The sequence below is a fragment of the Flavobacterium urumqiense genome, from assembly GCF_900108015.1.
GTDB lineage: Bacteria > Bacteroidota > Bacteroidia > Flavobacteriales > Flavobacteriaceae > Flavobacterium > Flavobacterium urumqiense.
Genome location: NZ_FNVP01000007.1, coordinates 79,798 through 103,204, shown reverse-complemented (window position 1 = coordinate 103,204; position 23,407 = coordinate 79,798). Strand labels below are relative to the sequence as shown.

General features: G+C 33.8%; 37 protein-coding genes and 1 pseudogene. 31 read left to right on the top strand and 7 right to left on the bottom strand.

Going from position 1 to position 23,407, the window contains the following annotated elements; translation table 11 throughout:
* Positions 1-2: 2 nt before the first annotated feature.
* The 24 genes from rplV to carA all read left to right on the top strand — a co-directional run bounded on the left by rplV (position 3) and on the right by carA (position 12,479).
* Positions 3-413, top strand: coding sequence for a 50S ribosomal protein L22 (rplV, locus tag C4S35_RS09935; RefSeq protein ID WP_007136561.1), 411 nt, complete (start codon positions 3-5; stop codon positions 411-413).
* Positions 414-419: 6 nt separating this feature from the next.
* Positions 420-1,181, top strand: coding sequence for a 30S ribosomal protein S3 (gene rpsC / locus C4S35_RS09930; RefSeq protein ID WP_073210367.1), 762 nt, complete (start codon positions 420-422; stop codon positions 1,179-1,181).
* A 19-nt stretch (positions 1,182-1,200) separates the two neighbouring features.
* Complete coding sequence (gene rplP, locus C4S35_RS09925) at positions 1,201-1,626, top strand: 50S ribosomal protein L16 (protein WP_007803637.1); 426 nt, start codon at positions 1,201-1,203, stop codon at positions 1,624-1,626.
* Between the two features lie 13 nt (positions 1,627-1,639).
* Complete coding sequence (rpmC, locus tag C4S35_RS09920) at positions 1,640-1,831, top strand: 50S ribosomal protein L29 (protein WP_047774317.1); 192 nt, start codon at positions 1,640-1,642, stop codon at positions 1,829-1,831.
* 17 nt (positions 1,832-1,848) lie between these two features.
* A complete protein-coding gene (gene rpsQ, locus C4S35_RS09915; protein WP_091203665.1) occupies positions 1,849-2,109 on the top strand; it encodes a 30S ribosomal protein S17 in 261 nt (86 codons plus the stop codon).
* Positions 2,110-2,111: 2 nt separating this feature from the next.
* Positions 2,112-2,480, top strand: a complete 369-nt coding sequence (gene rplN, locus C4S35_RS09910) for a 50S ribosomal protein L14 (RefSeq protein ID WP_026717863.1) — start codon at positions 2,112-2,114, stop codon at positions 2,478-2,480.
* Between the two features lie 12 nt (positions 2,481-2,492).
* Positions 2,493-2,807 carry a 50S ribosomal protein L24 gene (gene rplX, locus C4S35_RS09905; RefSeq protein WP_035668111.1) on the top strand — a complete coding sequence of 105 codons (315 nt, stop codon included), beginning with the start codon at positions 2,493-2,495 and terminating at the stop codon, positions 2,805-2,807.
* A gap of 2 nt (positions 2,808-2,809) precedes the next feature.
* Positions 2,810-3,361 carry a 50S ribosomal protein L5 gene (rplE, locus tag C4S35_RS09900; RefSeq protein ID WP_104000021.1) on the top strand — a complete coding sequence of 184 codons (552 nt, stop codon included), beginning with the start codon at positions 2,810-2,812 and terminating at the stop codon, positions 3,359-3,361.
* A gap of 3 nt (positions 3,362-3,364) precedes the next feature.
* Entirely contained in the window at positions 3,365-3,634 is a 270-nt protein-coding gene (gene rpsN / locus C4S35_RS09895; RefSeq protein ID WP_007136553.1) for a 30S ribosomal protein S14, read from the top strand.
* A gap of 122 nt (positions 3,635-3,756) precedes the next feature.
* Entirely contained in the window at positions 3,757-4,155 is a 399-nt protein-coding gene (rpsH, locus tag C4S35_RS09890) for a 30S ribosomal protein S8 (RefSeq protein WP_066081018.1), read from the top strand.
* 17 nt (positions 4,156-4,172) lie between these two features.
* On the top strand, positions 4,173-4,715 hold the full coding sequence (rplF, locus tag C4S35_RS09885) for a 50S ribosomal protein L6 (protein ID WP_104000020.1): 543 nt from the start codon (positions 4,173-4,175) through the stop codon (positions 4,713-4,715).
* Between the two features lie 11 nt (positions 4,716-4,726).
* Complete coding sequence (gene rplR / locus C4S35_RS09880; protein ID WP_073210377.1) at positions 4,727-5,077, top strand: 50S ribosomal protein L18; 351 nt, start codon at positions 4,727-4,729, stop codon at positions 5,075-5,077.
* 6 nt (positions 5,078-5,083) lie between these two features.
* Positions 5,084-5,611: a 30S ribosomal protein S5 gene (rpsE, locus tag C4S35_RS09875; protein WP_035668102.1), complete on the top strand. Its 528-nt coding sequence runs from the start codon at positions 5,084-5,086 to the stop codon at positions 5,609-5,611.
* Between the two features lie 12 nt (positions 5,612-5,623).
* Positions 5,624-5,806, top strand: a complete 183-nt coding sequence (rpmD, locus tag C4S35_RS09870; RefSeq protein WP_073210382.1) for a 50S ribosomal protein L30 — start codon at positions 5,624-5,626, stop codon at positions 5,804-5,806.
* Positions 5,807-5,817: 11 nt separating this feature from the next.
* Positions 5,818-6,270, top strand: coding sequence for a 50S ribosomal protein L15 (rplO, locus tag C4S35_RS09865; RefSeq protein WP_066081007.1), 453 nt, complete (start codon positions 5,818-5,820; stop codon positions 6,268-6,270).
* A gap of 13 nt (positions 6,271-6,283) precedes the next feature.
* Positions 6,284-7,630: a preprotein translocase subunit SecY gene (gene secY, locus C4S35_RS09860; RefSeq protein ID WP_104000019.1), complete on the top strand. Its 1,347-nt coding sequence runs from the start codon at positions 6,284-6,286 to the stop codon at positions 7,628-7,630.
* A gap of 3 nt (positions 7,631-7,633) precedes the next feature.
* On the top strand, positions 7,634-7,849 hold the full coding sequence (gene infA, locus C4S35_RS09855) for a translation initiation factor IF-1 (protein ID WP_007136545.1): 216 nt from the start codon (positions 7,634-7,636) through the stop codon (positions 7,847-7,849).
* A 12-nt stretch (positions 7,850-7,861) separates the two neighbouring features.
* Positions 7,862-7,978, top strand: a complete 117-nt coding sequence (gene ykgO / locus C4S35_RS09850; protein WP_008992256.1) for a type B 50S ribosomal protein L36 — start codon at positions 7,862-7,864, stop codon at positions 7,976-7,978.
* Positions 7,979-7,980: 2 nt separating this feature from the next.
* Positions 7,981-8,355: a 30S ribosomal protein S13 gene (gene rpsM, locus C4S35_RS09845; RefSeq protein WP_073210387.1), complete on the top strand. Its 375-nt coding sequence runs from the start codon at positions 7,981-7,983 to the stop codon at positions 8,353-8,355.
* Between the two features lie 8 nt (positions 8,356-8,363).
* Positions 8,364-8,747, top strand: coding sequence for a 30S ribosomal protein S11 (rpsK, locus tag C4S35_RS09840; protein WP_024981527.1), 384 nt, complete (start codon positions 8,364-8,366; stop codon positions 8,745-8,747).
* Between the two features lie 91 nt (positions 8,748-8,838).
* On the top strand, positions 8,839-9,444 hold the full coding sequence (gene rpsD / locus C4S35_RS09835; protein WP_073210389.1) for a 30S ribosomal protein S4: 606 nt from the start codon (positions 8,839-8,841) through the stop codon (positions 9,442-9,444).
* A gap of 21 nt (positions 9,445-9,465) precedes the next feature.
* Entirely contained in the window at positions 9,466-10,458 is a 993-nt protein-coding gene (locus C4S35_RS09830; RefSeq protein WP_073210391.1) for a DNA-directed RNA polymerase subunit alpha, read from the top strand.
* A 31-nt stretch (positions 10,459-10,489) separates the two neighbouring features.
* On the top strand, positions 10,490-10,975 hold the full coding sequence (gene rplQ / locus C4S35_RS09825; RefSeq protein ID WP_104000018.1) for a 50S ribosomal protein L17: 486 nt from the start codon (positions 10,490-10,492) through the stop codon (positions 10,973-10,975).
* A 403-nt stretch (positions 10,976-11,378) separates the two neighbouring features.
* A complete protein-coding gene (gene carA / locus C4S35_RS09820; protein ID WP_104000017.1) occupies positions 11,379-12,479 on the top strand; it encodes a glutamine-hydrolyzing carbamoyl-phosphate synthase small subunit in 1,101 nt (366 codons plus the stop codon).
* Between the two features lie 96 nt (positions 12,480-12,575).
* Here carA and C4S35_RS15625 read toward each other — a convergent pair whose 3' ends face one another.
* From C4S35_RS15625 to C4S35_RS15620, 5 genes and pseudogenes are all read right to left on the bottom strand, one after another.
* Positions 12,576-12,719, bottom strand: a complete 144-nt coding sequence (locus tag C4S35_RS15625) for a hypothetical protein (protein ID WP_159916717.1) — start codon at positions 12,717-12,719, stop codon at positions 12,576-12,578.
* Between the two features lie 34 nt (positions 12,720-12,753).
* Positions 12,754-12,903, bottom strand: a complete 150-nt coding sequence (locus C4S35_RS09815) for an erythromycin esterase family protein (RefSeq protein WP_104000016.1) — start codon at positions 12,901-12,903, stop codon at positions 12,754-12,756.
* A gap of 18 nt (positions 12,904-12,921) precedes the next feature.
* Positions 12,922-13,158: a hypothetical protein gene (locus tag C4S35_RS09810; protein ID WP_104000015.1), complete on the bottom strand. Its 237-nt coding sequence runs from the start codon at positions 13,156-13,158 to the stop codon at positions 12,922-12,924.
* Between the two features lie 82 nt (positions 13,159-13,240).
* Positions 13,241-13,462 (bottom strand): annotated as a pseudogene (locus tag C4S35_RS16355) (erythromycin esterase family protein); the annotation flags it as partial.
* An 85-nt stretch (positions 13,463-13,547) separates the two neighbouring features.
* Positions 13,548-13,697 carry a hypothetical protein gene (locus C4S35_RS15620; RefSeq protein ID WP_159916711.1) on the bottom strand — a complete coding sequence of 50 codons (150 nt, stop codon included), beginning with the start codon at positions 13,695-13,697 and terminating at the stop codon, positions 13,548-13,550.
* A gap of 384 nt (positions 13,698-14,081) precedes the next feature.
* On the opposite strand from C4S35_RS15620, the gene eno reads away from it, so the two are divergent.
* From eno to ctlX, 4 genes are all read left to right on the top strand, one after another.
* A complete protein-coding gene (gene eno / locus C4S35_RS09800) occupies positions 14,082-15,374 on the top strand; it encodes a phosphopyruvate hydratase (RefSeq protein WP_104000013.1) in 1,293 nt (430 codons plus the stop codon).
* Between the two features lie 150 nt (positions 15,375-15,524).
* Positions 15,525-16,808, top strand: coding sequence for a citrate synthase (locus tag C4S35_RS09795; protein WP_104000012.1), 1,284 nt, complete (start codon positions 15,525-15,527; stop codon positions 16,806-16,808).
* Between the two features lie 63 nt (positions 16,809-16,871).
* Entirely contained in the window at positions 16,872-17,786 is a 915-nt protein-coding gene (locus C4S35_RS09790; protein WP_104000011.1) for a dimethylarginine dimethylaminohydrolase family protein, read from the top strand.
* A 56-nt stretch (positions 17,787-17,842) separates the two neighbouring features.
* Entirely contained in the window at positions 17,843-18,778 is a 936-nt protein-coding gene (ctlX, locus tag C4S35_RS09785; RefSeq protein WP_104000010.1) for a citrulline utilization hydrolase CtlX, read from the top strand.
* 59 nt (positions 18,779-18,837) lie between these two features.
* On the opposite strand, the gene C4S35_RS09780 is transcribed toward ctlX, so the two are convergent.
* Complete coding sequence (locus C4S35_RS09780; protein WP_104000009.1) at positions 18,838-19,467, bottom strand: MarC family NAAT transporter; 630 nt, start codon at positions 19,465-19,467, stop codon at positions 18,838-18,840.
* A gap of 156 nt (positions 19,468-19,623) precedes the next feature.
* On the opposite strand from C4S35_RS09780, the gene C4S35_RS09775 reads away from it, so the two are divergent.
* Complete coding sequence (locus C4S35_RS09775; RefSeq protein WP_104000092.1) at positions 19,624-19,989, top strand: CoA-binding protein; 366 nt, start codon at positions 19,624-19,626, stop codon at positions 19,987-19,989.
* 194 nt (positions 19,990-20,183) lie between these two features.
* Here the strand turns inward: C4S35_RS09775 and C4S35_RS09770 are convergent, their stop codons facing one another.
* The gene (locus C4S35_RS09770; RefSeq protein ID WP_104000008.1) at positions 20,184-21,692 is read right to left on the bottom strand and encodes a sodium:solute symporter; all 1,509 of its coding nucleotides are present in this window, start codon (positions 21,690-21,692) and stop codon (positions 20,184-20,186) included.
* A 226-nt stretch (positions 21,693-21,918) separates the two neighbouring features.
* Here C4S35_RS09770 and recR point away from each other — a divergent pair, with 226 nt between their 5' ends.
* Both recR and C4S35_RS09760 read left to right on the top strand, forming a co-directional pair.
* Positions 21,919-22,539, top strand: a complete 621-nt coding sequence (recR, locus tag C4S35_RS09765; protein WP_104000007.1) for a recombination mediator RecR — start codon at positions 21,919-21,921, stop codon at positions 22,537-22,539.
* 70 nt (positions 22,540-22,609) lie between these two features.
* Positions 22,610-23,401: a polysaccharide biosynthesis/export family protein gene (locus C4S35_RS09760; RefSeq protein ID WP_104000006.1), complete on the top strand. Its 792-nt coding sequence runs from the start codon at positions 22,610-22,612 to the stop codon at positions 23,399-23,401.
* The last annotated feature ends 6 nt before the right edge of the window (positions 23,402-23,407 follow it).

Genomic DNA, 23,407 nt, shown 5'->3' with positions numbered 1-23,407 from the left:
CAATGGGAGTTCGTAAAAGAGAAACAGCAGATGCGAGAAAAGAGGCTAATAAGTCTATTGCTTTCGCAAAATTGAATAACTGCCCTACTTCACCTAGAAAAATGCGCTTAGTAGCGGACTTGGTAAGAGGTCAGAAGGTAGAAAGAGCATTAAACATCTTAAGATTCAGTTCTAAAGAAGCTTCAAGAAAATTAGAAAAATTGGTTTTATCTGTAATTGCCAACTGGCAAGCAAAAAACCCTGACGCTAATATGGAAGAAGCAGGTTTATTTGTTAAAACGATTACAGTAGATGGTGGAATGATGTTGAAAAGACTTCGTCCAGCTCCACAAGGTCGTGCACACAGAATAAGAAAACGTTCTAATCACGTAACAATCGTGCTAGGATCTATTAATAACACACAAGCAATTTAATACAAGATGGGACAAAAGACAAATCCAATTGGAAATAGACTTGGTATCATCAGAGGATGGGACTCAAACTGGTATGGTGGAAATGATTATGGTGATAAACTTGCCGAAGATCACAAAATCAGAAAGTATATCCATGCTCGTTTATCAAAAGCTAGTGTATCAAAAGTAATCATCGAGAGAACTTTGAAACTTGTAACCGTTACTATCACTACTGCTAGACCTGGTATTATTATTGGGAAAGGTGGACAAGAGGTAGACAAGTTGAAAGAGGAACTTAAGAAAATTACAGACAAAGAGGTTCAAATCAACATCTTTGAAATCAAAAGACCTGAACTTGACGCGTATCTAGTTGCTACAAGCATCTGTCGTCAAATTGAAAGCAGAATTTCTTACAGACGTGCAATCAAAATGGCTATTGCTGCCTCTATGCGTATGAACGCAGAGGGTATCAAAGTTTTGATTTCTGGTCGTTTGAATGGCGCTGAAATGGCGCGTTCGGAAGGTTTCAAAGAAGGTAGAGTTCCTCTATCAACTTTCAGAGCTGACATTGATTACGCACTTGCTGAAGCACATACTACTTATGGTAGAATGGGTATCAAAGTGTGGATCATGAAAGGTGAAGTTTATGGAAAGAGAGATCTTTCTCCGCTTGCAGGAATGGATAAAAAACAATCCGGAACTGGTGGTGGTAAAGGTGGCGATTCTCCTAGAGGAGATAGAAAACCTTTTAATAAAGGTGGAAAACCAGACGCTCGTAAACGAAAGTAAATTTTTAAACTAAAGAAAAATGTTACAGCCTAAAAGAACAAAATACCGTAAGGTACAAAAAGGTAAAATGAAAGGAAATTCTCAAAGAGGACATGAACTTTCTAATGGAATGTTTGGTATTAAATCTGTACATGAAGATGGAATGTTCTTAACCTCTCGTCAAATCGAGGCTGCGCGTATTGCTGCAACTCGTTTTATGAAAAGAGAAGGACAATTATGGATCAAAATATTTCCAGACAAACCTATCACTAAGAAGCCTCTTGAGGTACGTATGGGTAAAGGTAAAGGTGCAGTTGAATATTGGGCTGCCGTTGTTAAACCCGGAAGAATTATGTTTGAAGTTGGAGGAGTACCTTTGTCAGTTGCAAAAGAGGCGTTACGTCTTGCGGCTCAAAAGCTTCCAGTAAAAACTAAATTCGTCGTTGCTAGAGATTTCGAAGCATAAGCTATATTATATTATGAAACAATCAGAAATAAAAGATCTTTCTGCAGCGGAGTTGCAAGAAAAGCTTAGCCAGACTAAGAAAACATATGCTGATCTAAAAATGGCTCACGCTATTTCGCCAATTGAGAACCCACTTCAAATTAGAAGTGTAAGGAGAACGGTTGCTAGATTAGCTACAGAACTTACTAAAAGAGAGTTACAATAACTGTATTCTGCTGAAAGATGGAAGAAAAAAGAAATTTAAGAAAAGAAAGAGTTGGTGTTGTTACTTCGGACAAAATGGATAAATCTATTGTTGTTGCAGAAGTAAGAAAAGTAAAACACCCATTATACGGTAAGTTCGTGTTGAAAACTAAAAAGTATCACGCACACGACGAAAAGAACGACTGTAACGTTGGAGATACGGTAAGGATTAGCGAAACGCGTCCTTTAAGTAAAACTAAATGTTGGAGGTTAGTTGAAATCCTAGAAAGAGCTAAATAATTATGGTACAACAAGAATCAAGACTAAAAGTAGCAGATAACACTGGAGCAAAGGAAGTTTTAACTATCCGTGTTTTAGGAGGTACCAAAAGAAGGTATGCCTCTGTTGGTGACAAGATTGTAGTTTCTATCAAAGATACTGCTCCTAACGGAAGCGTTAAAAAAGGAGCTGTTTCAACTGCAGTTGTTGTACGTACCAAAAAAGAAGTAAGAAGAGCCGATGGTTCATACATTAGATTTGATGACAACGCATGTGTGTTATTGAATGCTGCTGGTGAAATGAGAGGAACTCGTGTTTTTGGTCCGGTAGCAAGAGAACTTCGTGAAAAACAATTCATGAAAATTGTATCATTAGCACCAGAAGTGCTTTAATTCGTTTTTAAGATGATAAAGCTAAAAATAAAATCAGGTGACATCGTAAGAGTAATTGCTGGAGACCATAAAGGTGCTGAAGGTAAAGTATTACGTGTTTACCGTGAGAAAAACAAAGCGATTGTTGAAGGTGTAAATATGGTTTCAAAACATACGAAACCTAGTGCTAAAAGCCCTCAAGGTGGTATCGTGAAGAAAGAAGCTTCTATACAAATATCTAACATCTCTCTAATTGATCCTAAAACTAAGGAAACAACTAGAGTTGGTATTAGAGTTGAAGGAGATAAGAAAGTAAGATTTTCAAAAAAATCTAATCAAGTACTATAGTAATGGCATATATACCTAGACTAAAAGAAGAATATAAGAGCAGAGTAATTGCTGCTCTTAAAGAGGAATTCGGATACGTAAACGTAATGCAAGTTCCAAAATTGGACAAAATCGTTTTAAGTAAAGGAGTTGGTGCAGCTGTATCTGATAAAAAACTAATTGACTATGCAGTTGATGAGTTAACAAAGATCACTGGACAGAAAGCAATATCTACTATTTCAAAGAAAGACGTCGCGTCATTCAAATTGAGAAAAGGGATGCCTATTGGAGCAAAAGTTACTTTACGTGGAGAAAGAATGTATGAGTTTTTAGATAGACTTATTACTTCAGCTTTACCACGTGTAAGAGATTTCAGTGGTATTAAAGCTACTGGTTTTGACGGAAGAGGAAATTACAACCTTGGAGTTTTGGAACAAATCATTTTCCCAGAAATTGATATTGACAAAGTAAACAAAATTTCAGGTATGGATATCTCTTTTGTAACAACTGCAAAAACGGATAAAGAAGCAAAGTCTCTATTGACAGAATTAGGATTACCTTTTAAAAAGAATTAAGACATGGCTAAAGAATCAATGAAAGCCCGCGAGGTTAAGAGAGAAAAAACGGTAGCAAAGTATGCTGAGAAAAGAAAAGCTTTGTTAGAAGCTGGAGATTTTGTAGGTTTGCAAAAGTTACCAAAAAATGCTTCGCCAGTTCGTTTGCACAATCGTTGTAAATTAACAGGTAGACCTAGAGGGTATATGCGTCAATTCGGTCTTTCACGTGTTACATTTCGTGAAATGGCAAATAACGGATTGATACCTGGTGTTAAAAAAGCATCTTGGTAAGACGTAATTTATTACGTCCTGATACAGACTTAACGTAGTTTTGTCTGTATCATTAATATTTATAAATTGGTTTCAGGTTCGATAAATAGTTTATTGAAAACCAAAACCGCAAATTGATACACATGTATACAGATCCTATTGCCGATTATTTGACAAGAGTTCGTAACGCAGTGGCTGCAAACCACAAAGTTGTTGAAATTCCTGCATCTAATCTAAAAAAAGAAATAACAAAGATCTTATTTGATCAAGGTTATATCTTAAGTTACAAATTTGAAGACAACGCTGTTCAGGGTTCAATCAAAATCGCTTTGAAGTATGATAAAGATACTAAAGAGTCAGTAATTAAAGATATCCAAAGAATTAGTAAACCAGGTTTACGTAAATATTCAAGTTCTTCAACTATTCCTAGAATCCTTAATGGATTAGGAATTGCTATTGTTTCTACATCAAAAGGTTTGATGACAGGAAAGAAAGCCAAGCAATTAAATGTTGGTGGTGAAGTAATTTGTTACGTATACTAATTTAAAGACTATATAAGATGTCAAGAATAGGTAAAAGTCCGGTTGTAATACCTGCTGGTGTAACTGTTGAAGTTGCAAATGGTATTATTACAGTAAAAGGAAAAAATGGTCAACTAACTCAGGAGTTTTCGGACGTTACTGTTACAGTTGAAGACGGTCAAGTTCAAGTAGAGAGATCGTCTGATCATAAAGACCAAAGAGCAAAACACGGTTTGTACAGATCTTTAATCAATAACATGATTATCGGCGTAACAGATGGTTTTACTAAATCATTAGAATTGGTTGGGGTTGGTTATAGAGCTTCAAATCAAGGACAAAAATTAGATTTAGCACTTGGTTATTCTCACAATATAGTTTTAGAAATTGCTTCAGAAGTTGTTTTGGAAACAATATCTGAAAAAGGTAAAAACCCAATTGTGAAATTAACATCAATAGACAAACAACTTTTAGGTCAGGTAGCTGCGAAAATTAGAGGTTTCCGTAAGCCAGAGCCGTACAAAGGGAAAGGTGTTAAATATGTAGGGGAAGTAGTAAGAAGAAAAGCAGGTAAATCAGCTTAAAAAATAAGATTATGTCATTAACAAAACCTGAAAGAAGACAACGAATTAGATTCAGAATTAGAAAAACGATTAGTGGTACTGCTACTAATCCAAGACTATCTGTATTTAGAAGTAACAAAGAAATTTATGCTCAACTTATTGATGACGTAAACGGTGTTACTATATTGGCGGCTTCTTCAAGAGAAAAAGAAATAGGTAACGGTACGAACATTGAAGTTGCTACAGCAGTTGGTAAATTAGTTGCTGAAAAAGCAATAAAAGCTGGGATAGAGGTAGTAACTTTCGATAGAGGAGGTTATTTGTATCACGGTCGTATTAAATCATTAGCGGAAGGCGCGAGAGCGGCTGGACTTAAATTCTAATATAGTATGTCTAATAGTAAATACAAGAATGTAGAGCTAGTAAAACCAAGTGGTCTTGAATTAAAAGATCGTCTGGTAAGTGTTAATCGTGTTACTAAGGTTACAAAGGGAGGTAGAGCTTTTGGTTTTTCTGCTATTGTAGTCGTAGGTGATGAAAATGGGGTTGTTGGTCACGGATTAGGAAAATCTAAAGATGTTTCTGAAGCAATTGCGAAAGCAGTGGAAGATGCAAAGAAAAATTTAGTAAAAATTCCTCTGAATGGTCAATCAGTTCCTCACGAACAAAAAGGTAAATTTGGTGGTGCACGTGTATTTTTAATTCCTGCCTCTCATGGTACAGGAGTTATTGCTGGTGGAGCTGTTCGTTCAGTTCTTGAATCAGTAGGTATTCATGATGTATTATCTAAATCTCAAGGATCTTCAAATCCTCACAACGTAGTGAAAGCAACTTTTGATGCTTTATTACAAATGAGAAGTGCTTATACTGTTGCAAAACAAAGAGGTGTTTCTTTAGAAAAAGTTTTTAAAGGTTAATTCAAGGAAATTATGGCTAAATTATTAGTAAAACAAGTTAGAAGCAAAATCAACTGCCCTCTTACTCAAAAAAGAGGTTTGGAAGCTTTAGGTCTACGTAAAATGGGACAAATTGTAGAGCATGATTCAAATCCTACAATCCTTGGGATGATAAATAAAGTTAAACACTTAGTTTCTGTTGAAGAAACTAAATAACAAATACTGTTATGAATTTAAGTAATTTACAACCTGCTGAAGGTTCTACACACAATCAAAATAAAAGATTAGGTAGAGGAGAAGGTTCTGGAAAAGGTGGTACTTCTGCAAGAGGTCACAAAGGAGCAAAATCTCGTTCTGGTTATTCTAAAAAGATTGGTTTTGAGGGTGGGCAAATGCCACTTCAAAGACGTGTGCCTAAGTTCGGTTTTACAAACATCAATCGTAAAGATTACGAAGGTGTTAATCTTGACACACTTCAATTATTAGTTGATAATGGAGTGATTAAAGACACTGTTGATATGACAGTCTATGTTGCTAATCGTTTGGCTACCAAAAATGAAATCGTTAAGATTTTAGGTAGAGGTGAATTGACAGCAAAATTAAAAGTAACCGCTCACAAATTTACTGCTACTGCAAAAGCTGCTATTGAAGCTGCTGGCGGAGAGGCTGTAACCATGTAATTTTTCTATTAATATGAAGAAATTTATTGAATCAATAAGTAATGTTTGGAAAATTGAGGAGCTGAAAAATAGAATCTTAATAACTTTAGGACTTCTTTTAGTTTATCGTTTTGGAGCACACGTTACACTTCCTGGAATTGATGCAACTCAATTAAATAGTTTGGCTGGTCAAACCAAAAATGGTATTGGATCTATTCTAGATATGTTTACCGGAGGCGCTTTCTCTAAAGCTTCAGTTTTTGCTTTAGGGATAATGCCATATATTTCTGCGTCTATTGTTGTTCAGTTAATGGGAATTGCGATTCCATATTTACAAAAGCTTCAAAGCGATGGGGAAAGTGGTAGAAAAAAGATTAATCAAATTACCCGTTGGTTAACAATAGGTATTACTTTGGTTCAAGGTCCGACTTACATTTATAATTTGTATAAAACCTTGCCTAGTAGTGCTTTTTTGTTAGGATTTAATTCATTTGAATTTTTATTTTCTTCAGTAATTATCTTAGTGACAGGTACAATTTTTGCCATGTGGTTAGGAGAAAAAATCACTGATAAAGGTATTGGAAACGGTATATCATTGTTGATTATGGTTGGTATCTTGGCGAGGTTTCCTCAAGCTTTTATACAGGAATTCACAACTAGGGTTACTAACAATAACGGGGGGCCGATGTTATTGGTTATCGAAATTATTATTTGGCTTTTAGTTATTATTGCGTGTGTTTTACTTGTGATGGCAATTAGAAAGATACCAGTTCAGTATGCTCGTCGTACAACTTCAGGTGATTATGAACAAGATTTAATGGGTGGAAATAGACAATGGATTCCATTGAAGCTTAATGCTTCTGGTGTTATGCCTATTATATTTGCTCAGGCAATCATGTTTATTCCTGCTGCCGTAGCAGGTTTATCTAAATCAGATGCATCACAATCAATTGTTGGCGCTTTTAGTAATATGTTCGGTTTTTGGTATAATTTTGTATTTGCAACTTTAATAGTTGTATTCACTTTCTTTTACACTGCAATTACAGTTCCTACTAACAAAATGTCTGATGATTTAAAGAGAAGCGGTGGTTTTATTCCTGGTGTTAGACCTGGAGTAGAAACCTCTGATTATCTTGACAAGGTGATGTCTTTAATAACTTTTCCAGGATCTTTATTTCTCGCCTTGATAGCTGTGTTCCCAGCAATTGTTGTGAGTCTTATGGATGTTCAACAATCTTGGGCAATGTTTTTTGGAGGTACTTCATTAATAATTATGGTTGGTGTTGCCATAGATACGATTCAACAAATTAATTCATATTTGTTAAACAAACATTATGATGGTTTAATGAAAAGTGGTAAAAATAGAAAGGCAGTAGCTTAACTTATGGCAAAACAATCAGCAATAGAACAAGACGGATCAATCATTGAAGCATTATCAAATGCAATGTTCCGTGTAGAGTTAGAGAATGGACATATTGTAATTGCCCACATATCTGGAAAAATGCGTATGCATTACATCAAATTATTACCTGGTGATAAAGTGAAACTAGAAATGAGCCCTTACGATTTGTCAAAAGCAAGAATTACTTATAGATATTAAAGGATATTCAAAATGAAAGTTAGAGCTTCAGTAAAAAAGAGAAGTCCCGAGTGCAAAATTGTGCGAAGAAAAGGGAGATTGTACGTAATAAACAAAAAGAATCCTAGATTTAAACAAAGACAAGGATAATTATGGCAAGAATAGCAGGGGTAGATATCCCAAAAAATAAGAGAGGTGTTATAGCACTTACCTACATCTTCGGATTAGGAAATAGTAGAGCTATTGAGATTTTAGAAAAAGCTCAAGTTAGCCAAGATAAAAAAGTTCAAGATTGGAATGATGATGAGATCGGAGCAATTCGTGAAGCAGTATCAGCATTTAAAATTGAAGGAGAATTACGTTCTGAAGTTTCTTTAAACATCAAACGTTTAATGGATATTGGTTGTTATAGAGGTATCCGTCATAGAACTGGTCTTCCTTTAAGAGGGCAAAGAACTAAAAACAACTCTAGAACAAGAAAAGGTAAAAGAAAAACTGTTGCTAATAAGAAAAAAGCAACTAAATAATAAGTAATATGGCTAAAGCAACTGCAAAAAAACGTAAAGTTATCGTTGAATCAACGGGAGAGGCTCATATTTCTGCTACCTTCAATAACATCATCATTTCTTTGACAAACAAAAAAGGTGAAGTTATTTCTTGGTCTTCAGCTGGTAAGATGGGTTTTAGAGGTTCTAAAAAGAACACTCCATACGCAGCCCAAATGGCAGCAGAAGATTGTAGTAAAGTAGCTCTTGAGGCTGGACTTAAAAAAGTAAAAGTTTATGTTAAAGGACCAGGAAACGGACGTGAGTCTGCTATTCGTTCTTTGCATAATGGTGGAATTGAAGTTACAGAGATTATCGATGTTACTCCAATGCCTCATAATGGATGTCGTCCTCCTAAAAGACGTAGAGTTTAATACTCAAAATATTTTTAGTATAACCTAGATAGAATAACGATTATCGAAGGATAAGACCTGAATTCATAATCTCTATCTTAAACAATTTAAAATGGCAAGATATACTGGTCCTAGTACAAGAATCGCTCGTAAATTTGGCGAGGCAATTTTCGGAGATGATAAGGCTTTCGAAAAAAGAAATTATCCACCCGGACAACACGGGATGGCTAAAAAAAGGGGAAAAAAATCTGAATTTGCTATCCAGTTAATGGAAAAACAAAAAGCTAAATATTCTTACGGAATTTTAGAAAAACAATTCAGAGGCTTATTCAAAAAGGCATCAGCTACTAAAGGTGTTACTGGTGAAGTTCTTTTACAATTATGTGAAGCAAGATTAGATAACGTTGTTTTTAGAATGGGTATAGCTCCTTCTAGAAGAGGAGCGAGACAACTTGTTTCTCACAGACACGTTACTGTTAACGGTGATGTTGTAAATATTGCTTCTTACCACCTTAAACCTGGTGATAAAGTTGCAGTTCGTGAAAAATCTAAATCTTTAGAAGCTATCGAACGTTCTTTATCTAATTCAAGTCATGTTTATGAATGGATTACTTGGAATAACGATATCAAAGAAGGTACTTTCGTTTCTGTACCTGCGAGACTTCAAATACCAGAAAACATTAAAGAACAATTAATCGTAGAGTTGTACAACAAATAATAATTGACTTAGTCGAAATTTATGGCAATATTTAATTTTCAGAAGCCCGATAAAGTTATCATGATCGATTCAACCGATTTTGAAGGTAAATTTGAATTCAGACCTTTAGAACCTGGTTACGGATTGACTGTTGGTAATGCACTTAGAAGAGTTTTGCTTTCAGCATTAGAAGGTTATGCAATCACATCTGTTCGCATTGAAGGTGTAGATCATGAATTCTCTACTATTCCAGGAGTTGTTGAAGACGTTACCGAAATTATCCTTAATCTAAAACAAGTGCGTTTCAAACGTCAAATTGAAGATATCGATAATGAAGCAGTTACTATTTCTGTTTCAGGTAAAGACCAATTAACAGCTGGTGATTTTCAAAAATTTATTTCAGGTTTCCAAGTTTTGAATCCAGAACTAGTTATCTGTAATTTAGACAGTAAAATCAAACTTAATTTCGATTTAACGATCGAAAAAGGTAGAGGATATGTTCCTGCTGAAGAGAACAAAAAACAGAATGCTGCAATTGGAACTATTTTTACAGATTCAATTTTTACTCCGGTAAAAAATGTAAAATATGCCATTGAAAACTTCCGTGTAGAGCAAAAAACAGATTACGAGAAATTAGTTTTTGAAATAAAAACTGATGGTTCAATTAATCCAAAAGATGCCCTTACTGAAGCTGCAAAAGTTTTAATTCACCATTTCATGTTGTTCTCTGACGAAAGAATTACACTCGAGGCTGACGAAATTGCACAAACAGAATCGTATGATGAAGAGTCATTGCATATGAGACAATTGCTTAAAACTAAGCTTGTTGATATGGATTTATCTGTAAGAGCATTAAATTGTTTGAAAGCGGCTGAAGTTGATACACTTGGTGATTTAGTATCGTTCAATAAAAATGACCTAATGAAATTCCGTAATTTCGGTAAAAAATCTTTAACTGAACTTGATGAACTTGTTGCAGTTAAAAATTTGAACTTCGGTATGGATTTAGCAAAATACAAACTAGATAAAGAATAATCTAAGCCATAAGGTTTAAATTTACATAGCAATGAGACACGGAAAAAAATTCAATCACTTAAGCAGACAGACTGCGCATAGAAAATCTATGTTAGCTAATATGGCTTGTTCTCTTATCGAGCACAAACGTATTAACACTACTGTTGCTAAAGCAAAAGCGCTAAAACAATTCGTTGAGCCGCTTATAACAAAATCGAAAGCTGATACGACTCACAATCGTCGTATTGTTTTTGCTTACTTACGTAGCAAATATGCCGTAACTGACTTGTTCAGAGACGTAGCTGCTAAAGTAGGAGACCGTCCAGGTGGATACACACGTATCATTAAAGTTGGAAATCGTTTAGGAGATAATGCTGATATGGCAATGATCGAATTAGTAGATTTCAATGAACTTTACAATGGTGGTAAAAAAGAAGTTAAAAAAACAAAAAGCCGTCGTGGTGGTAAAGCTAAGAAAGATGAAGTTACTGAAGCTCCAGTTGCTGAAGCTGGAACAACTACTGACGCTGCTGAATAATTATGAAAATAATCATTCAATAAAAATCAAGGATAAGCTTTTATTAGTTTATCCTTTTTTTTTGATTTTTTTTAAAATTTTAGGAGCAGAACATTATATTTTATAAGAACATTTTACCTGCTTTTCGCTATATCTTTTTTCTAATTCTTCCTTTGTCAAAATTTCAGAAAAGGATGTCGCTTTAAACGAAGTTCACTGAACTCCGAGGAAAATAGAAATTCGGTGAAGTAATCAGGGCTACGTAGAACGAATGTTTTTCATAAGAAGTTTTGCATAAAGATATAATTGAGAGTTCAAAACTTTTTTTTTTAATCCTTGCCTAATTCTGTTTAAAAATATAAATTTTAAAAAACATTGCATCCATTGGTTTAAAGAATTAAATTTGCACAATATTTAACTACACATGAAATATACAACACGACAAAAAGCAATTCTTCTATTAAGTGACGGAACCATATTCCATGGGAAATCTATTGGAATCAGCGGAACCACCTATGGAGAGGTTTGTTTTAACACAGGAATGACAGGTTACCAAGAAATATTCACCGATCCTTCTTATTACGGTCAATTGATGGTAGCGACTAATGCCCATATAGGGAATTATGGCGTAGACGATTCAGAAGTTGAATCAAAAAATATTAAAATTGCTGGTTTGGTTTGTAAAAATTTTAGCTTCAATTATTCTCGTGAAAGAGCTTCAGGGAGTTTAGAAGACTATTTTATTGAACAAAATCTTATCTGCATATCTGATGTTGATACACGTGCGCTAGTAAGCTACATACGTGATAACGGGGCTATGAATGCTGTGATTTGTACAGATGATACACCAATTGAAGAGTTGAAAGCTTCATTGGCAAAAGTTCCAGATATGAAAGGATTGGAATTAGCATCTAAAGTTTCAACAACAGAACCATATTTTTATGGTGATGAGAATGCAACATATAAAATCTCCGCTCTTGACTTAGGAATTAAAATGAATATACTTCGTAATCTTTCCAAAAGAGATTGTTACATCAAAGTATTTCCTTTTGATTCTTCTTACCAAGATTTAGCTGGTTTTAACCCGGATGGCTACTTCTTATCAAATGGTCCTGGTGATCCCGAGCCTCTTTCTGGTGCTATTCAAGTAGCTAAAGAAATTCTTGAAAATAACAAACCTCTATTTGGAATTTGTTTAGGACATCAAGTAATTGGTTTGGCAAATGGAGTTTCGACTTATAAAATGTTTAACGGACATAGAGGAATAAACCACCCTGTAAAAAATATTATTACCGGAAAAGGGGAAATTACTTCTCAAAATCATGGTTTTGCGGTAAACAAAAAAGAGTTGGATAATCATCCAGACTTAGAGATTACACATCTTCATCTGAATGATGGAACTGTTGCTGGTATGCGCATGAAGAATAAAAATTGTTTCTCCGTTCAATACCACCCAGAAGCTAGCCCCGGTCCTCATGATTCTTCTTATTTATTTGATCAATTCATTGAAAATATAAAACGATAATGCTTTGTAGGGTTTTCCTGTAAACTTATCAATTCAAAAAAAGGGTTTGACTTTTTAATTAAAGTCAAACCCTTTTTTTTGTAAAACAATATAAAGTTACATTCCAAAAGGATAGGCTTCTGGAATTTGGTTTCCTTCTGGCTGAATATATTTTGGATGTAGTGCACTTGTTTCATTAAGGAAAAAAAGCATCATATCTTTTTGGTAGTATTGTTGGGACATCTTTTCCAAATTTTTCATGTTCTGGATTATAAACTACTCCGTCGTTTACATGTTACTCTCGTAATATTTGTACTATATTTACCATTCCTTTGGACGCCATGTTTGTAGCACGCGCATCGCCGATGTGAGTGTTATGTTCCCAAACAATGATTTTTGCGTCCTTTCCATAGAGTTTCATGAGCTGTGCTATAGTTGATACCATTTGCTCATCACGAATATTTCAAAAAGCTGAACTTTTTTTTATCATTCCGAGATAATATTTTTCAGTGTTTCTAACAATGAATGCATTATGTTCTTTGCTTAAAAGATTTTCTGCATCGTGATTATAATTGTGAACATTTTTTACTATTTCCGTAAGCATGTGTAGGATTTCTTTTTCATATAATTCCGGAATATAAGAAGAGGCTTGGGAGTTAGATTGTCCTTCTTCTTTGCCATAAGGTTCATAACACTTCAAGACTATTTTTACGATTGCTAGTGCCTTTTTATAATTTTTTTTCTCAATATTGAATGATAGAATTCATGAATTCCGTAAAACTTTATTCATCCAATCCGTAAAATCCGATTCTTTTATCAACAAGAAGATTAGTGTTGTCGACTTTGAGCCAATTTATGAATGCTGCTATTTTCAAATTTACCCACATCCATGTTGGCCATCTTTTAAATTCGTTAAACAAATTGTAAATATTCGTTCCTGAATTTGTATATCCTTTTGCGAAAAGATTTAAACGATAGCAATCACGCCAATCACCTTTAACTCCTGCAAAAGAAAGTCCTTTTTATTTGAATTAGCCAGTGTGTGATTTTAGCTCTCTAAGTATAATATTCATGACTTCCATGTGAGGCTTAGAATAAAAGAACATATTTTGCAATTGCGATATTATCCATTACCGGGTCTACATCTTCCAGATTTTCTAAAGCGGTGGATGTTCTTTTCAATAATACTGCAATTTTACTAGAATTGATTTGACTTTTTAAGTTATTAGTTGTTTTCATTATGAGTTAATTTTCTAAATTTATATTGTATTGTCTAAATTGTAAACTAGAAATAATGTTAAACAAATAATGGATTCTGCTCGTAGTACAGAATAGGTAAAATTAAAGTAAATAACTGAAAATTATATAAATAGATTTTACTTATTGAGATTTAAAAAATTAAATTTTCTTTTTTTGATTTGTTATGTTTGAATAATATTCTTTTTATTTATTATTTTTTGTATCAAGTGTTTAAAAATGATAAGGAAATAACTTTTGAAATTGTGCAAAGTATATGTTCTTTAAATAATTATAACGTTTTCGTTAATAACATTCGTTTTTTTTCATAAAATGATTAGAAAAGATAGAATATATTTGTATTTTAAAATTTAATATAAAAACAGTATGAGTATAATTATCAAAATTCACGCAAGACAAATTTTCGATTCAAGAGGAAATCCAACAATAGAAGTAGATGTAATTACGGATAATGGTGTTTTAGGAAGAGCAGCTGTTCCATCAGGAGCTTCAACCGGGGAACATGAAGCAGTTGAATTACGTGATGGAGGAAAAGCATTTCTTGGAAAAGGGGTCATGAATGCCGTGAAAAATGTTAATAGCATAATCTCAGAAGAACTTTTAGGAGTTTCTGTTTTTGAACAAAATGTGATTGATCAAATGATGATTGATTTAGATGGTACGCCAAATAAATCTAATTTAGGAGCAAATGCTATATTGGGAGTTTCTTTGGCTGTTGCAAAAGCGGCTGCTAATGAATTGGGATTGCCTTTATATAGATATGTAGGCGGGGTTTCTGCTAATACATTGCCAGTTCCTATGATGAATATAATCAATGGTGGTTCACATTCAGATGCGCCTATCGCATTTCAAGAATTCATGATTTTTCCTGTAAAAGCAAAATCTTTTTCACAAGCAATGCAAATGGGAACAGAAATTTTTCATAGTTTGAAAAAAGTTTTACATGACAGAGGACTTTCTACTGCGGTAGGTGATGAAGGTGGTTTTGCACCAAATCTTCCCGGAGGAACCGAAGATGCTTTAGATACAATCAAAAAAGCAGTTGAAACTGCAGGATATACTTTTGGAGATGAAATCATGATTGCTTTGGATTGTGCTGCAGCTGAGTTTTATGTAAATGGTAAATACGATTATACTAAATTTGAAGGCGAAACAGGTAAGATTAGATCTTCTGAAGAGCAAGTGGATTATTTAGCAGAATTAGCAGCAAAATATCCAATCATTTCTATCGAAGACGGAATGGATGAGAATGATTGGGATGGATGGAAATTGCTTACTGATAGAATTGGTGATAAAGTACAATTAGTTGGAGATGATTTATTCGTTACAAATGTAAAGCGTTTGGCAACAGGTATTGAAAAAGGAATTGCTAATTCAATTCTTATAAAAGTAAACCAAATTGGAACTTTAACGGAAACTATCGCGGCAGTAAACATGGCTAAAAATGCAGGTTACACTTCTGTAATGTCACATCGTTCTGGAGAAACTGAAGATAATACAATCGCAGATTTAGCTGTTGCTTTAAACTGCGGTCAAATTAAAACAGGTTCCGCTTCTCGTTCCGATCGTATGGCGAAATACAACCAATTGTTGAGAATTGAAGAGGAACTTGGGAATACAGCTTATTTTCCCGGTTTAAATGCTTTTAAAATAAAATAATCGCTTATTGTTTTTTATCAAAAGCCATTCATGCAAATTGAATGGCTTTTTTAATATTTAACATATTGATTGGATTATTCTCTTTTTATTTAGTCTTAAATTCCCTAGATTTGGTAAATTATTATTTAAAAAGTTTATTTCAATTATATTATGTCAAAAACAGCAATATTAGAGGTCAATGGTGAGAAATTTGAACTGCCTATTATCGTAGGAAGTGAGAGTGAAGCTGCTATTGATATTAGCAAATTACGTGATTTATCAGGAGTAATAACTCTTGATCCAGGTTACAAAAATTCAGGTTCTTGTACCAGCGAAATCACTTTCCTAGATGGTGAACTTGGAATCCTACGTTATAGAGGGTATTCAATTGAAGATTTGGCCGGAAAAGGGCATTTTCTTGAAGTATCCTATTTAGTTATTTTTGGAGAATTGCCAACCGCAACGCAATTATCCCATTTTGAATCAAATATTAGAAAATACACTTTGGTCAATGAGGAAATGAAGAACATTATTGATGGTTTTCCTAAAACGGCACATCCTATGGGTGTTTTAGCTGCTTTGACAAGTGCATTGACAGCATTTAACCCTAAGTCGGTAAATGTTGAAAATGAAAAAGAAATGTACGAAGCGGTTTGTAAAACCATGGGTAAATTCCTGGTTATTGCCACTTGGACGTACAGAAAAACGATGGGCTATCCTTTGAACTATTACGATAATACGAAAGGGTATGTTGAGAATTTTATGCATTTAATGTTTGAATTGCCTACAGAACCTTATAAAGCAAACCAAGTAGTAATTGATGCATTAGACAAATTATTCATTCTTCATGCAGATCACGAACAAAACTGTTCGACTTCTACAGTTAGAATGGTAGGTTCTTCTCATGCAGGTTTATTTGCTTCAATTTCTGCAGGAGTTTCTGCACTTTGGGGACCTTTACATGGAGGAGCAAATCAAGCGGTACTTGAAATGTTAGAAGAAATTCACAGAACAGGTGGAGATGCTGATAAATATTTAGATAAAGCTAAAGATAAAAATGATCCTTTCCGATTAATGGGTTTTGGTCACAGAGTTTATAAAAATTTCGATCCAAGAGCAAAAATCATTAAAAAGGCGGCAGACGAAGTTTTGGCAACTTTAGGTGTTGATGATCCAATTCTTGCCATTGCGAAAAAATTAGAAGAGTCAGCGCTTGTTGATGAGTATTTTGTGTCAAGAAAATTATATCCAAACGTAGATTTTTATTCTGGAATTATATACAGAGCATTAGGTATTCCTACTGACATGTTTACCGTAATGTTTGCCATAGGTCGTTTGCCTGGATGGATTGCACAATGGAAAGAAATGCGTGAAAACAAAGAACCTATAGGAAGACCGAGACAGATTTACACAGGTCATCCTTTGAGAGATTTCAAAACATCTGATAATAGATAAATTCAATTTAAAAAGCTTCACTAATTTGTGAAGCTTTTTTTATATTTGTCAAAATGAAATAAGATGCTTGAGTTAAATATAAAGAATGAAACTTCAAGACTGCGGGCGGTAGTTCTGGGTTCTGCAATACATAACGGTCCAACCCCTAACGCTAAAGAAGCTTATGATCCAAAATCATTAGAGCATATTTTGGCAGAAACTTATCCGCTTGAAGAAGATATGGTAAATGAAATGGAAGCGTTTAATAAGGTGCTGAAAAAATATAATGTAACTATTTTTCGACCTGAAATGATCGAAAATTACAATCAAATATTTACTAGGGACATCGGTTTTGTAATTGATGATGTTTTTGTAAAATCAAATATTTTACCAGAAAGAGAAAGAGAGTTAGATGCTATCCAGTATATAATTGACCAAATAGATCCTAAAAAAGTGGTTCGTCCACCAGAGGAAGTACACATAGAAGGTGGTGATGTGATTTTGTGGAATAATTATATATTTATTGGGACCTATAAAGGAAGTGATTATAAAGACTATATTACTGCAAGAACAAATATTCAAGGAGTTCAGTTTATTAAAGATTTATTTCCAAATAAAATTGTCAAAGAATTTGATTTGGTCAAATCAAAAATGGAAGCCCGAGATAATGCCTTGCATCTTGATTGTTGTTTTCAACCTGTTGGGAAGGATAAAGGAATTATTTACAAAAGTGGATTTCGTGAAGAAGCTGATTATTTGTTTCTTGTGAATATTTTTGGAAAAGAAAACTTATTTCATATTACTCGAGAAGAAATGTATGATATGAATTCGAATGTTTTTTCTGTTGATACTGATGTTGTGGTTTCAGAAAAAAACTTTACCAGATTAAACAATTGGTTACGATCCAATGGTTTTGTAGTAGAAGAAATTCCATATGCTGAAATTGCGAAACAAGAAGGATTACTGCGATGTTCAACATTACCTTTAATTAGAGATTAAGTTTATCGTAGAGACGCGCTGCAGTTCTTCTTTATGAAATAAAAAAATAAAAAATCATGAAACAAACAACAAATTCCATATTGATGATACGCCCGGTAGCGTTTCGAATGAATGAACAAACTGCTGTAAATAACTACTATCAAAAAGTTTTAGACGGACTTTTGCCGGCAACAGTCAATGCAAAAGCACAACAAGAATTTGATACTTTTGTGGATAAATTGAGAGCTCAAGGTGTTGACGTAACAGTTGTTGATGATACTTTAAATCCAGATACGCCAGATAGCATTTTCCCAAACAATTGGATTTCTTTTCACGAGAATGGTGATGTGGCATTATATCCAATGTTTGCCGAAAATCGTCGCGAGGAAAGACGGGAAGAGATTTTGGATATGTTGGAAGACAAAGGTTTTGTAATTAATAATATTGTGGATTACACTTCAGCTGAGGAAGATGGATTTTTCCTAGAAGGAACAGGGAGTTTACTTCTTGACAGAGGCAACCGTAAAGCCTATTGTGCGTTATCACCGCGAGCAGATGAAGAATTATTCATAGAGTTTTGTGAAGATTTTGATTATGCACCAGTAATTTTTGAAGCGTTTCAAACTGTTAACGGCGAGCGTAAACTAATTTATCACACCAATGTTATGATGTGTTTGGGAGAAACCTTCGCCGTGATTTGTTCCGATTGTATTGATGACAAAAAAGAGCGAAAAATGGTTTTGGATAATCTGAAAGAGAATGGGAAAGAAATTATCCTGATTACTGAAGCGCAAGTTAATAACTTCGCAGGGAATATGCTTGAAGTTCGTGGCGCAGATGACAAAAGGTATTTGGTTATGAGTACATCGGCATATCAAAGTTTGACGCCAAAACAAATTGCACAGTTAAAAAATCATGCCGAAATAGTGAGCTCAAGTTTAGATACTATTGAAGCTTGTGGTGGTGGAAGTGCCAGATGCATGATGGCTGAAATTTTCTTGCCTAAAAATTAATTTTTTTTTATATTCTGACAAGCTTCTCAGTCTTGTCAGAATATAAAAAAATGCTTTATTTATGTTAGATTCCCTTTAATTATATTGATAATCGCACTTACAATATATTGAATTCCAATTGCAATTACAATAAATCCAATGATTCTTGAAATAGCAACAATTCCAGAAGCTCCGAGTATTTTTGCTAAATAGTGTGCGCTTCTAAGAATGACAAAAATGGCAACTGCAATTGCAAGAATGGCAAGCGAGGATATTATAATATCGCTCGTAGAGTTGTGTTCTTGGTAAAATGCAATAAGTAAAGAAATAGATCCAGGACCCGCAAGCATAGGAATGGCGAGTGGAGTTAATGCAATGTCATTTCTTTGTTGAGCATCGGTTTCTATTTTTTTGTTAATCCCTCTTTTTTTATTAAATTTTCCTGAAAGCAATGAAAATCCAGAACTTACAATGATTATTCCTCCGGCAATTCGGAGTGCATCAATGCTGATTCCAAAAAAAATCAATACATATTGACCTATAAAAAAAGAGATTATTAGTATCGCAAATACATTTATCGCCGTCCATAACGAAATCCTCGAACGTTCTTGTTTGGTGTCATTTTGTGTGAGTCCAACAAATATTGGGACAGTGCCAATAGGGTTTAAAACGGAAAAAAGAGCTACGAAAAGATAAATGAATAGATCCATATTATAATATTAAGAGTGCAAAAATACTCTTTTTTTAAATTTCTTCTTCTTATTAATGTTATGATATTGTTTTTATAAGTGTGGCAACAAAACCTGAAAATTGCCAAACGCTTAATCCTTTTTGATTACTTTTACAAAATATAATTATAGAAAATGATAAAAAATAAAAAAACTTTGGTTCTTGGAGCTTCTACAAAACCAGCTAGATATGCTTTTATGGCAATTGAAAAATTGGTTGAAAAAGGTCATTCCGTTCTTGCTATCGGTCAAAATGCAGGGGAAGTGGCAGGAATAAAAATCCAGACTAAAGCAATTCCATTAAAAAAAATCGATACTGTTACTCTATATTTAAATCCGACACGTCAGCGTGATTACTACAATTATATCGTCGAGGCACAACCAAAACGGGTAATCTTTAATCCAGGTACTGAGAACCCGGAGTTTTATCAGTTATTAAAATTAAATGATATAAAAGTCGAGATAGCTTGTACGCTTGTTATGTTGGCTACAAATCAGTATTAGATTTTTTAGAAGCTTATTCCTGCTATCCATTTCAATCTTTGATAAAAAACAGTATTTTTCTAAATATAAACAGGAGCTTCCGTTGGTCGCTCTTTTTTTATAAGAAAAAATTACCGTTTTTTATCAAAGGATTTCCATTCCTATCAGGGCTGTAATACAAGAACTTTGAGATTTAAAAAGACCCATAAAATATTTTAAAATCTTGTTTCCTCTAGAGCGGGTTTGCTAATTAATAGCAATCCAATAAAAGTAATCAACCCGTTTACGATAATTAGTTCATTATCGAAAACATATCCAAAAAACAATATTTTTGAATTTTCACTGATAAACAAAGTCAGTGCAGGTGATAACAAACAGATGACTGGCACCAGTTTATCTTTGACGGTTTTCGTTTTTACAAATAATCCAAAACAATACAACCCCAAAAGCGGACCATACGTATAGGAAGCAACCCTGAAAATCATTCCTACTACTGAGCTGTCATTTACGGAATTGAAAAATACAATAACAAAAAACATTAAAAAAGAAAAACCAATGTGAACAAAATGCCTAGTTCTCACGATGTTTGGTTTATTTAGATTTTCAGCTTTATCCATGCCAAGAAAATCCACGCAAAATGAAGTGGTAAGTGCTGTCAATGCAGAATCAGTTGTAGCAAACGTAGCGGCTGTTAAGCCTAACAAGAAAACCACTGAAGGAATTAAAGTCAAATGATGAAAAGCAATTTCGGGGAAAAGTAAATCCGTTCTTGGTTTTCCAGTTATTAAATCGGTTGGGACTTCAATCCCGTTTTTATCGGCATAAATGTAAAGTAATGCCCCAACGCTAAGAAAAAAGATATTGATAAGAACAAATATTCCGGTAAAAGTGAACATGTTTTTCTGGGCTTCGCCAATGTTTTTGCAACTCAAATTTTTCTGCATTAAATCTTGATCCAATCCAACCATGGCAATAGTTACAAACATTCCGCCCAAAATTTGTTTTACAAAATGAAACTTACTCGATACAAAATCTTCAAAAAAGAATGTTTTAGAATAATTGCTGTTTTTTACTTCTTCAAATGCTTCAAAAATATTCAAGTCTAAACTTCTGCAAATAAAGAAAATAGTCAAGAAAACCGAAGTGACTAAGAAGAAAGTTTGCAAAGTATCCGTAATGATTATAGTTTTTAATCCACCACGATAGGTGTAAGCAAATATCAAGGCGAGCGAAATCAAAACCGTTACGGCAAACGGAATTCCATAATAATCAAAAACATAACGTTGTAAAACGATAACTACAAGATACAATCTAAAGGAAGAGCCAATTGTTCTGCTAATTAAAAAAATAGTTGCGGCGGTTTTATAAGAATAAGTTCCCAATCGACGTTCTATATAGCCATAAATGGAGGTCAAGTTCATCCGGTAATATAAAGGGAGCAAAACTTTAGCAATGATTATAAAACCAATTGCATTCCCTAATACAAACTGAAAATACTTGAATTGTTCTCCATTTGGCGAACCCACTTCACCAGGAACCGAAATAAATGTCACACCGGAAAGTGCCGTTCCTATCATTCCAAAGGCGACCAAATACCATTTTGAATTTTTATTAGCTTTAAAAAAAGCATCATTTCCACTGTCTTTTTTACTTACAGCGTGGGAAATGTAAAATAGAATTCCGAAATAAATGGACACTAGTAAAAGTATGGTGCTTGGAGTCATTTTTTGAATTTAAAGTGACCAAAATACGATTTTTTGTTCAACGGATTAATGGATTAACCGTTTTATTCTTTTAACTATTTAACAGATTAACTGTTTTAGTAGCATAGCAGATTCACTCGTGCAATCATTTAACTGTTTTTTCGTTTAACTGATTAACCGTTTCATTCGTATAACCTTTAACCATTTAACCGATCAAACAAATAAACAAATTACTACATTTGCATTTATGGAATTTTCTTCGAAATTAATAGAAAAAGCAGTCAATGAAATGTCTCAATTACCCGGAATTGGTAAGAGAACTGCACTGAGATTAGTGTTGCATTTATTGAAACAACCTAAGGAACAAACGGGTTTTTTGGCGCAAGCAATAGTGACTATGCGGGAAGATATTAAGTATTGCGACAGTTGTCATAATATCTCAGATAGTGTACTTTGTGAAATTTGTTCCAATAAAAATAGAAATCATCAAATTATTTGTGTTGTTGAAGATATTCGAGATGTGATGGCTATTGAAAACACAGGCCAATTTAGAGGAATTTATCATGTTTTAGGAGGAAAAATTTCACCAATAGATGGAGTAGGTCCTAGCCAGTTAAATATCACAACACTTGTTCAAAAAGTAAAATCAGGAAGTGTAAACGAAATAATTTTTGCTTTAAGCTCCACTATGGAAGGGGATACAACCAATTTTTATATCTATAAGCAAATTGGTGATAGTGAAATAATTGTATCAACAATTGCAAGAGGAATTTCTGTAGGAGATGAATTAGAATATGCTGACGAAGTTACCTTGGGAAGAAGTATATTACACAGAGTTCCTTTTGAAAAGTCTTTAAAAAATAATTAATCCATTTAATAAATAGTGATTCGTTTTAAATAGTAAATGAAAACCTATATTTGTCGTTAAAAAGATTTAAATGAGCAAGTCAGTACTCTATTTGTTGCTATGTATTAGTGTTTTATTTTCTTCGTGCATCCCAACCCAAGATTTAATTTATCTTCAAAAAAAGAATAATTCAAGTGATGAAATGTCTATTTCAGCTGTTGAATCAAAGCCTTACAGATTGCAAACTAATGATGTTTTGAGTATCACAATCAAGGCCATAGATCCTAAATTAGTGGCGATTTTTAGCACCACCAATCAAGCAGAAGCGGGTAAGTCAGAAACCGGATTGTATTTTGATGGCTTTACAGTGGATGATCATGGTAATATTAGAGTGCCCGTGTTAGGAGAACTAAATGTGATTGGTTTTACTTTAGAGGAAATAAGAGTTAGAATAGAGAAACAATTATTAGCAGAATATTTTAATAAGGAAGCAAATATCTTTGTGACTGTAAAACTTGCAGGTTTCAGGTATACCATCAACGGAGAAATAGGAAGTACAGGAACTAAAACTTTATTTCAAGAGCATGTAAATGTAATGGAAGCGATTGCAAATGCGGGGGATATTACAATCACTGGAAATAGAAAAGAAGTTACAATCATGAGAAAAACTCCGACGGGAGTGTTAATGCATGATATTGATCTTACGGATATTAATGTAATGAATTCGCCCTATTTTTATTTACAGCCCAATGACTATATTTATATAAAACCACTGAAACAAAAAACTTGGGGCACTGGAAAGACTGGAATAGAATCGCTGGGTACAATTATTACATTGTTCTCATTGGCAACGACGACCTTCTTTTTGTTATTTAAAAATTAAAATACA

Bases quoted from the DNA above. Each gene is read 5' to 3' on its own strand.
- rplV (WP_007136561.1), top strand. From the start codon at position 3: ATGGGAGTTCGTAAAAGAGAAACAGCAGATGCGAGAAAAGAGGCTAAT.
- rpsC (WP_073210367.1), top strand. From the start codon at position 420: ATGGGACAAAAGACAAATCCAATTGGAAATAGACTTGGTATCATCAGA.
- rplP (WP_007803637.1), top strand. From the start codon at position 1,201: ATGTTACAGCCTAAAAGAACAAAATACCGTAAGGTACAAAAAGGTAAA.
- rpmC (WP_047774317.1), top strand. From the start codon at position 1,640: ATGAAACAATCAGAAATAAAAGATCTTTCTGCAGCGGAGTTGCAAGAA.
- rpsQ (WP_091203665.1), top strand. From the start codon at position 1,849: ATGGAAGAAAAAAGAAATTTAAGAAAAGAAAGAGTTGGTGTTGTTACT.
- rplN (WP_026717863.1), top strand. From the start codon at position 2,112: ATGGTACAACAAGAATCAAGACTAAAAGTAGCAGATAACACTGGAGCA.
- rplX (WP_035668111.1), top strand. From the start codon at position 2,493: ATGATAAAGCTAAAAATAAAATCAGGTGACATCGTAAGAGTAATTGCT.
- rplE (WP_104000021.1), top strand. From the start codon at position 2,810: ATGGCATATATACCTAGACTAAAAGAAGAATATAAGAGCAGAGTAATT.
- rpsN (WP_007136553.1), top strand. From the start codon at position 3,365: ATGGCTAAAGAATCAATGAAAGCCCGCGAGGTTAAGAGAGAAAAAACG.
- rpsH (WP_066081018.1), top strand. From the start codon at position 3,757: ATGTATACAGATCCTATTGCCGATTATTTGACAAGAGTTCGTAACGCA.
- rplF (WP_104000020.1), top strand. From the start codon at position 4,173: ATGTCAAGAATAGGTAAAAGTCCGGTTGTAATACCTGCTGGTGTAACT.
- rplR (WP_073210377.1), top strand. From the start codon at position 4,727: ATGTCATTAACAAAACCTGAAAGAAGACAACGAATTAGATTCAGAATT.
- rpsE (WP_035668102.1), top strand. From the start codon at position 5,084: ATGTCTAATAGTAAATACAAGAATGTAGAGCTAGTAAAACCAAGTGGT.
- rpmD (WP_073210382.1), top strand. From the start codon at position 5,624: ATGGCTAAATTATTAGTAAAACAAGTTAGAAGCAAAATCAACTGCCCT.
- rplO (WP_066081007.1), top strand. From the start codon at position 5,818: ATGAATTTAAGTAATTTACAACCTGCTGAAGGTTCTACACACAATCAA.
- secY (WP_104000019.1), top strand. From the start codon at position 6,284: ATGAAGAAATTTATTGAATCAATAAGTAATGTTTGGAAAATTGAGGAG.
- infA (WP_007136545.1), top strand. From the start codon at position 7,634: ATGGCAAAACAATCAGCAATAGAACAAGACGGATCAATCATTGAAGCA.
- ykgO (WP_008992256.1), top strand. From the start codon at position 7,862: ATGAAAGTTAGAGCTTCAGTAAAAAAGAGAAGTCCCGAGTGCAAAATT.
- rpsM (WP_073210387.1), top strand. From the start codon at position 7,981: ATGGCAAGAATAGCAGGGGTAGATATCCCAAAAAATAAGAGAGGTGTT.
- rpsK (WP_024981527.1), top strand. From the start codon at position 8,364: ATGGCTAAAGCAACTGCAAAAAAACGTAAAGTTATCGTTGAATCAACG.
- rpsD (WP_073210389.1), top strand. From the start codon at position 8,839: ATGGCAAGATATACTGGTCCTAGTACAAGAATCGCTCGTAAATTTGGC.
- C4S35_RS09830 (WP_073210391.1), top strand. From the start codon at position 9,466: ATGGCAATATTTAATTTTCAGAAGCCCGATAAAGTTATCATGATCGAT.
- rplQ (WP_104000018.1), top strand. From the start codon at position 10,490: ATGAGACACGGAAAAAAATTCAATCACTTAAGCAGACAGACTGCGCAT.
- carA (WP_104000017.1), top strand. From the start codon at position 11,379: ATGAAATATACAACACGACAAAAAGCAATTCTTCTATTAAGTGACGGA.
- C4S35_RS15625 (WP_159916717.1), bottom strand. From the start codon at position 12,719: ATGAAAAATTTGGAAAAGATGTCCCAACAATACTACCAAAAAGATATG.
- C4S35_RS09815 (WP_104000016.1), bottom strand. From the start codon at position 12,903: ATGGTATCAACTATAGCACAGCTCATGAAACTCTATGGAAAGGACGCA.
- C4S35_RS15620 (WP_159916711.1), bottom strand. From the start codon at position 13,697: ATGAAAACAACTAATAACTTAAAAAGTCAAATCAATTCTAGTAAAATT.
- eno (WP_104000013.1), top strand. From the start codon at position 14,082: ATGAGTATAATTATCAAAATTCACGCAAGACAAATTTTCGATTCAAGA.
- C4S35_RS09795 (WP_104000012.1), top strand. From the start codon at position 15,525: ATGTCAAAAACAGCAATATTAGAGGTCAATGGTGAGAAATTTGAACTG.
- C4S35_RS09790 (WP_104000011.1), top strand. From the start codon at position 16,872: ATGCTTGAGTTAAATATAAAGAATGAAACTTCAAGACTGCGGGCGGTA.
- ctlX (WP_104000010.1), top strand. From the start codon at position 17,843: ATGAAACAAACAACAAATTCCATATTGATGATACGCCCGGTAGCGTTT.
- C4S35_RS09780 (WP_104000009.1), bottom strand. From the start codon at position 19,467: ATGGATCTATTCATTTATCTTTTCGTAGCTCTTTTTTCCGTTTTAAAC.
- C4S35_RS09770 (WP_104000008.1), bottom strand. From the start codon at position 21,692: ATGACTCCAAGCACCATACTTTTACTAGTGTCCATTTATTTCGGAATT.
- recR (WP_104000007.1), top strand. From the start codon at position 21,919: ATGGAATTTTCTTCGAAATTAATAGAAAAAGCAGTCAATGAAATGTCT.
- C4S35_RS09760 (WP_104000006.1), top strand. From the start codon at position 22,610: ATGAGCAAGTCAGTACTCTATTTGTTGCTATGTATTAGTGTTTTATTT.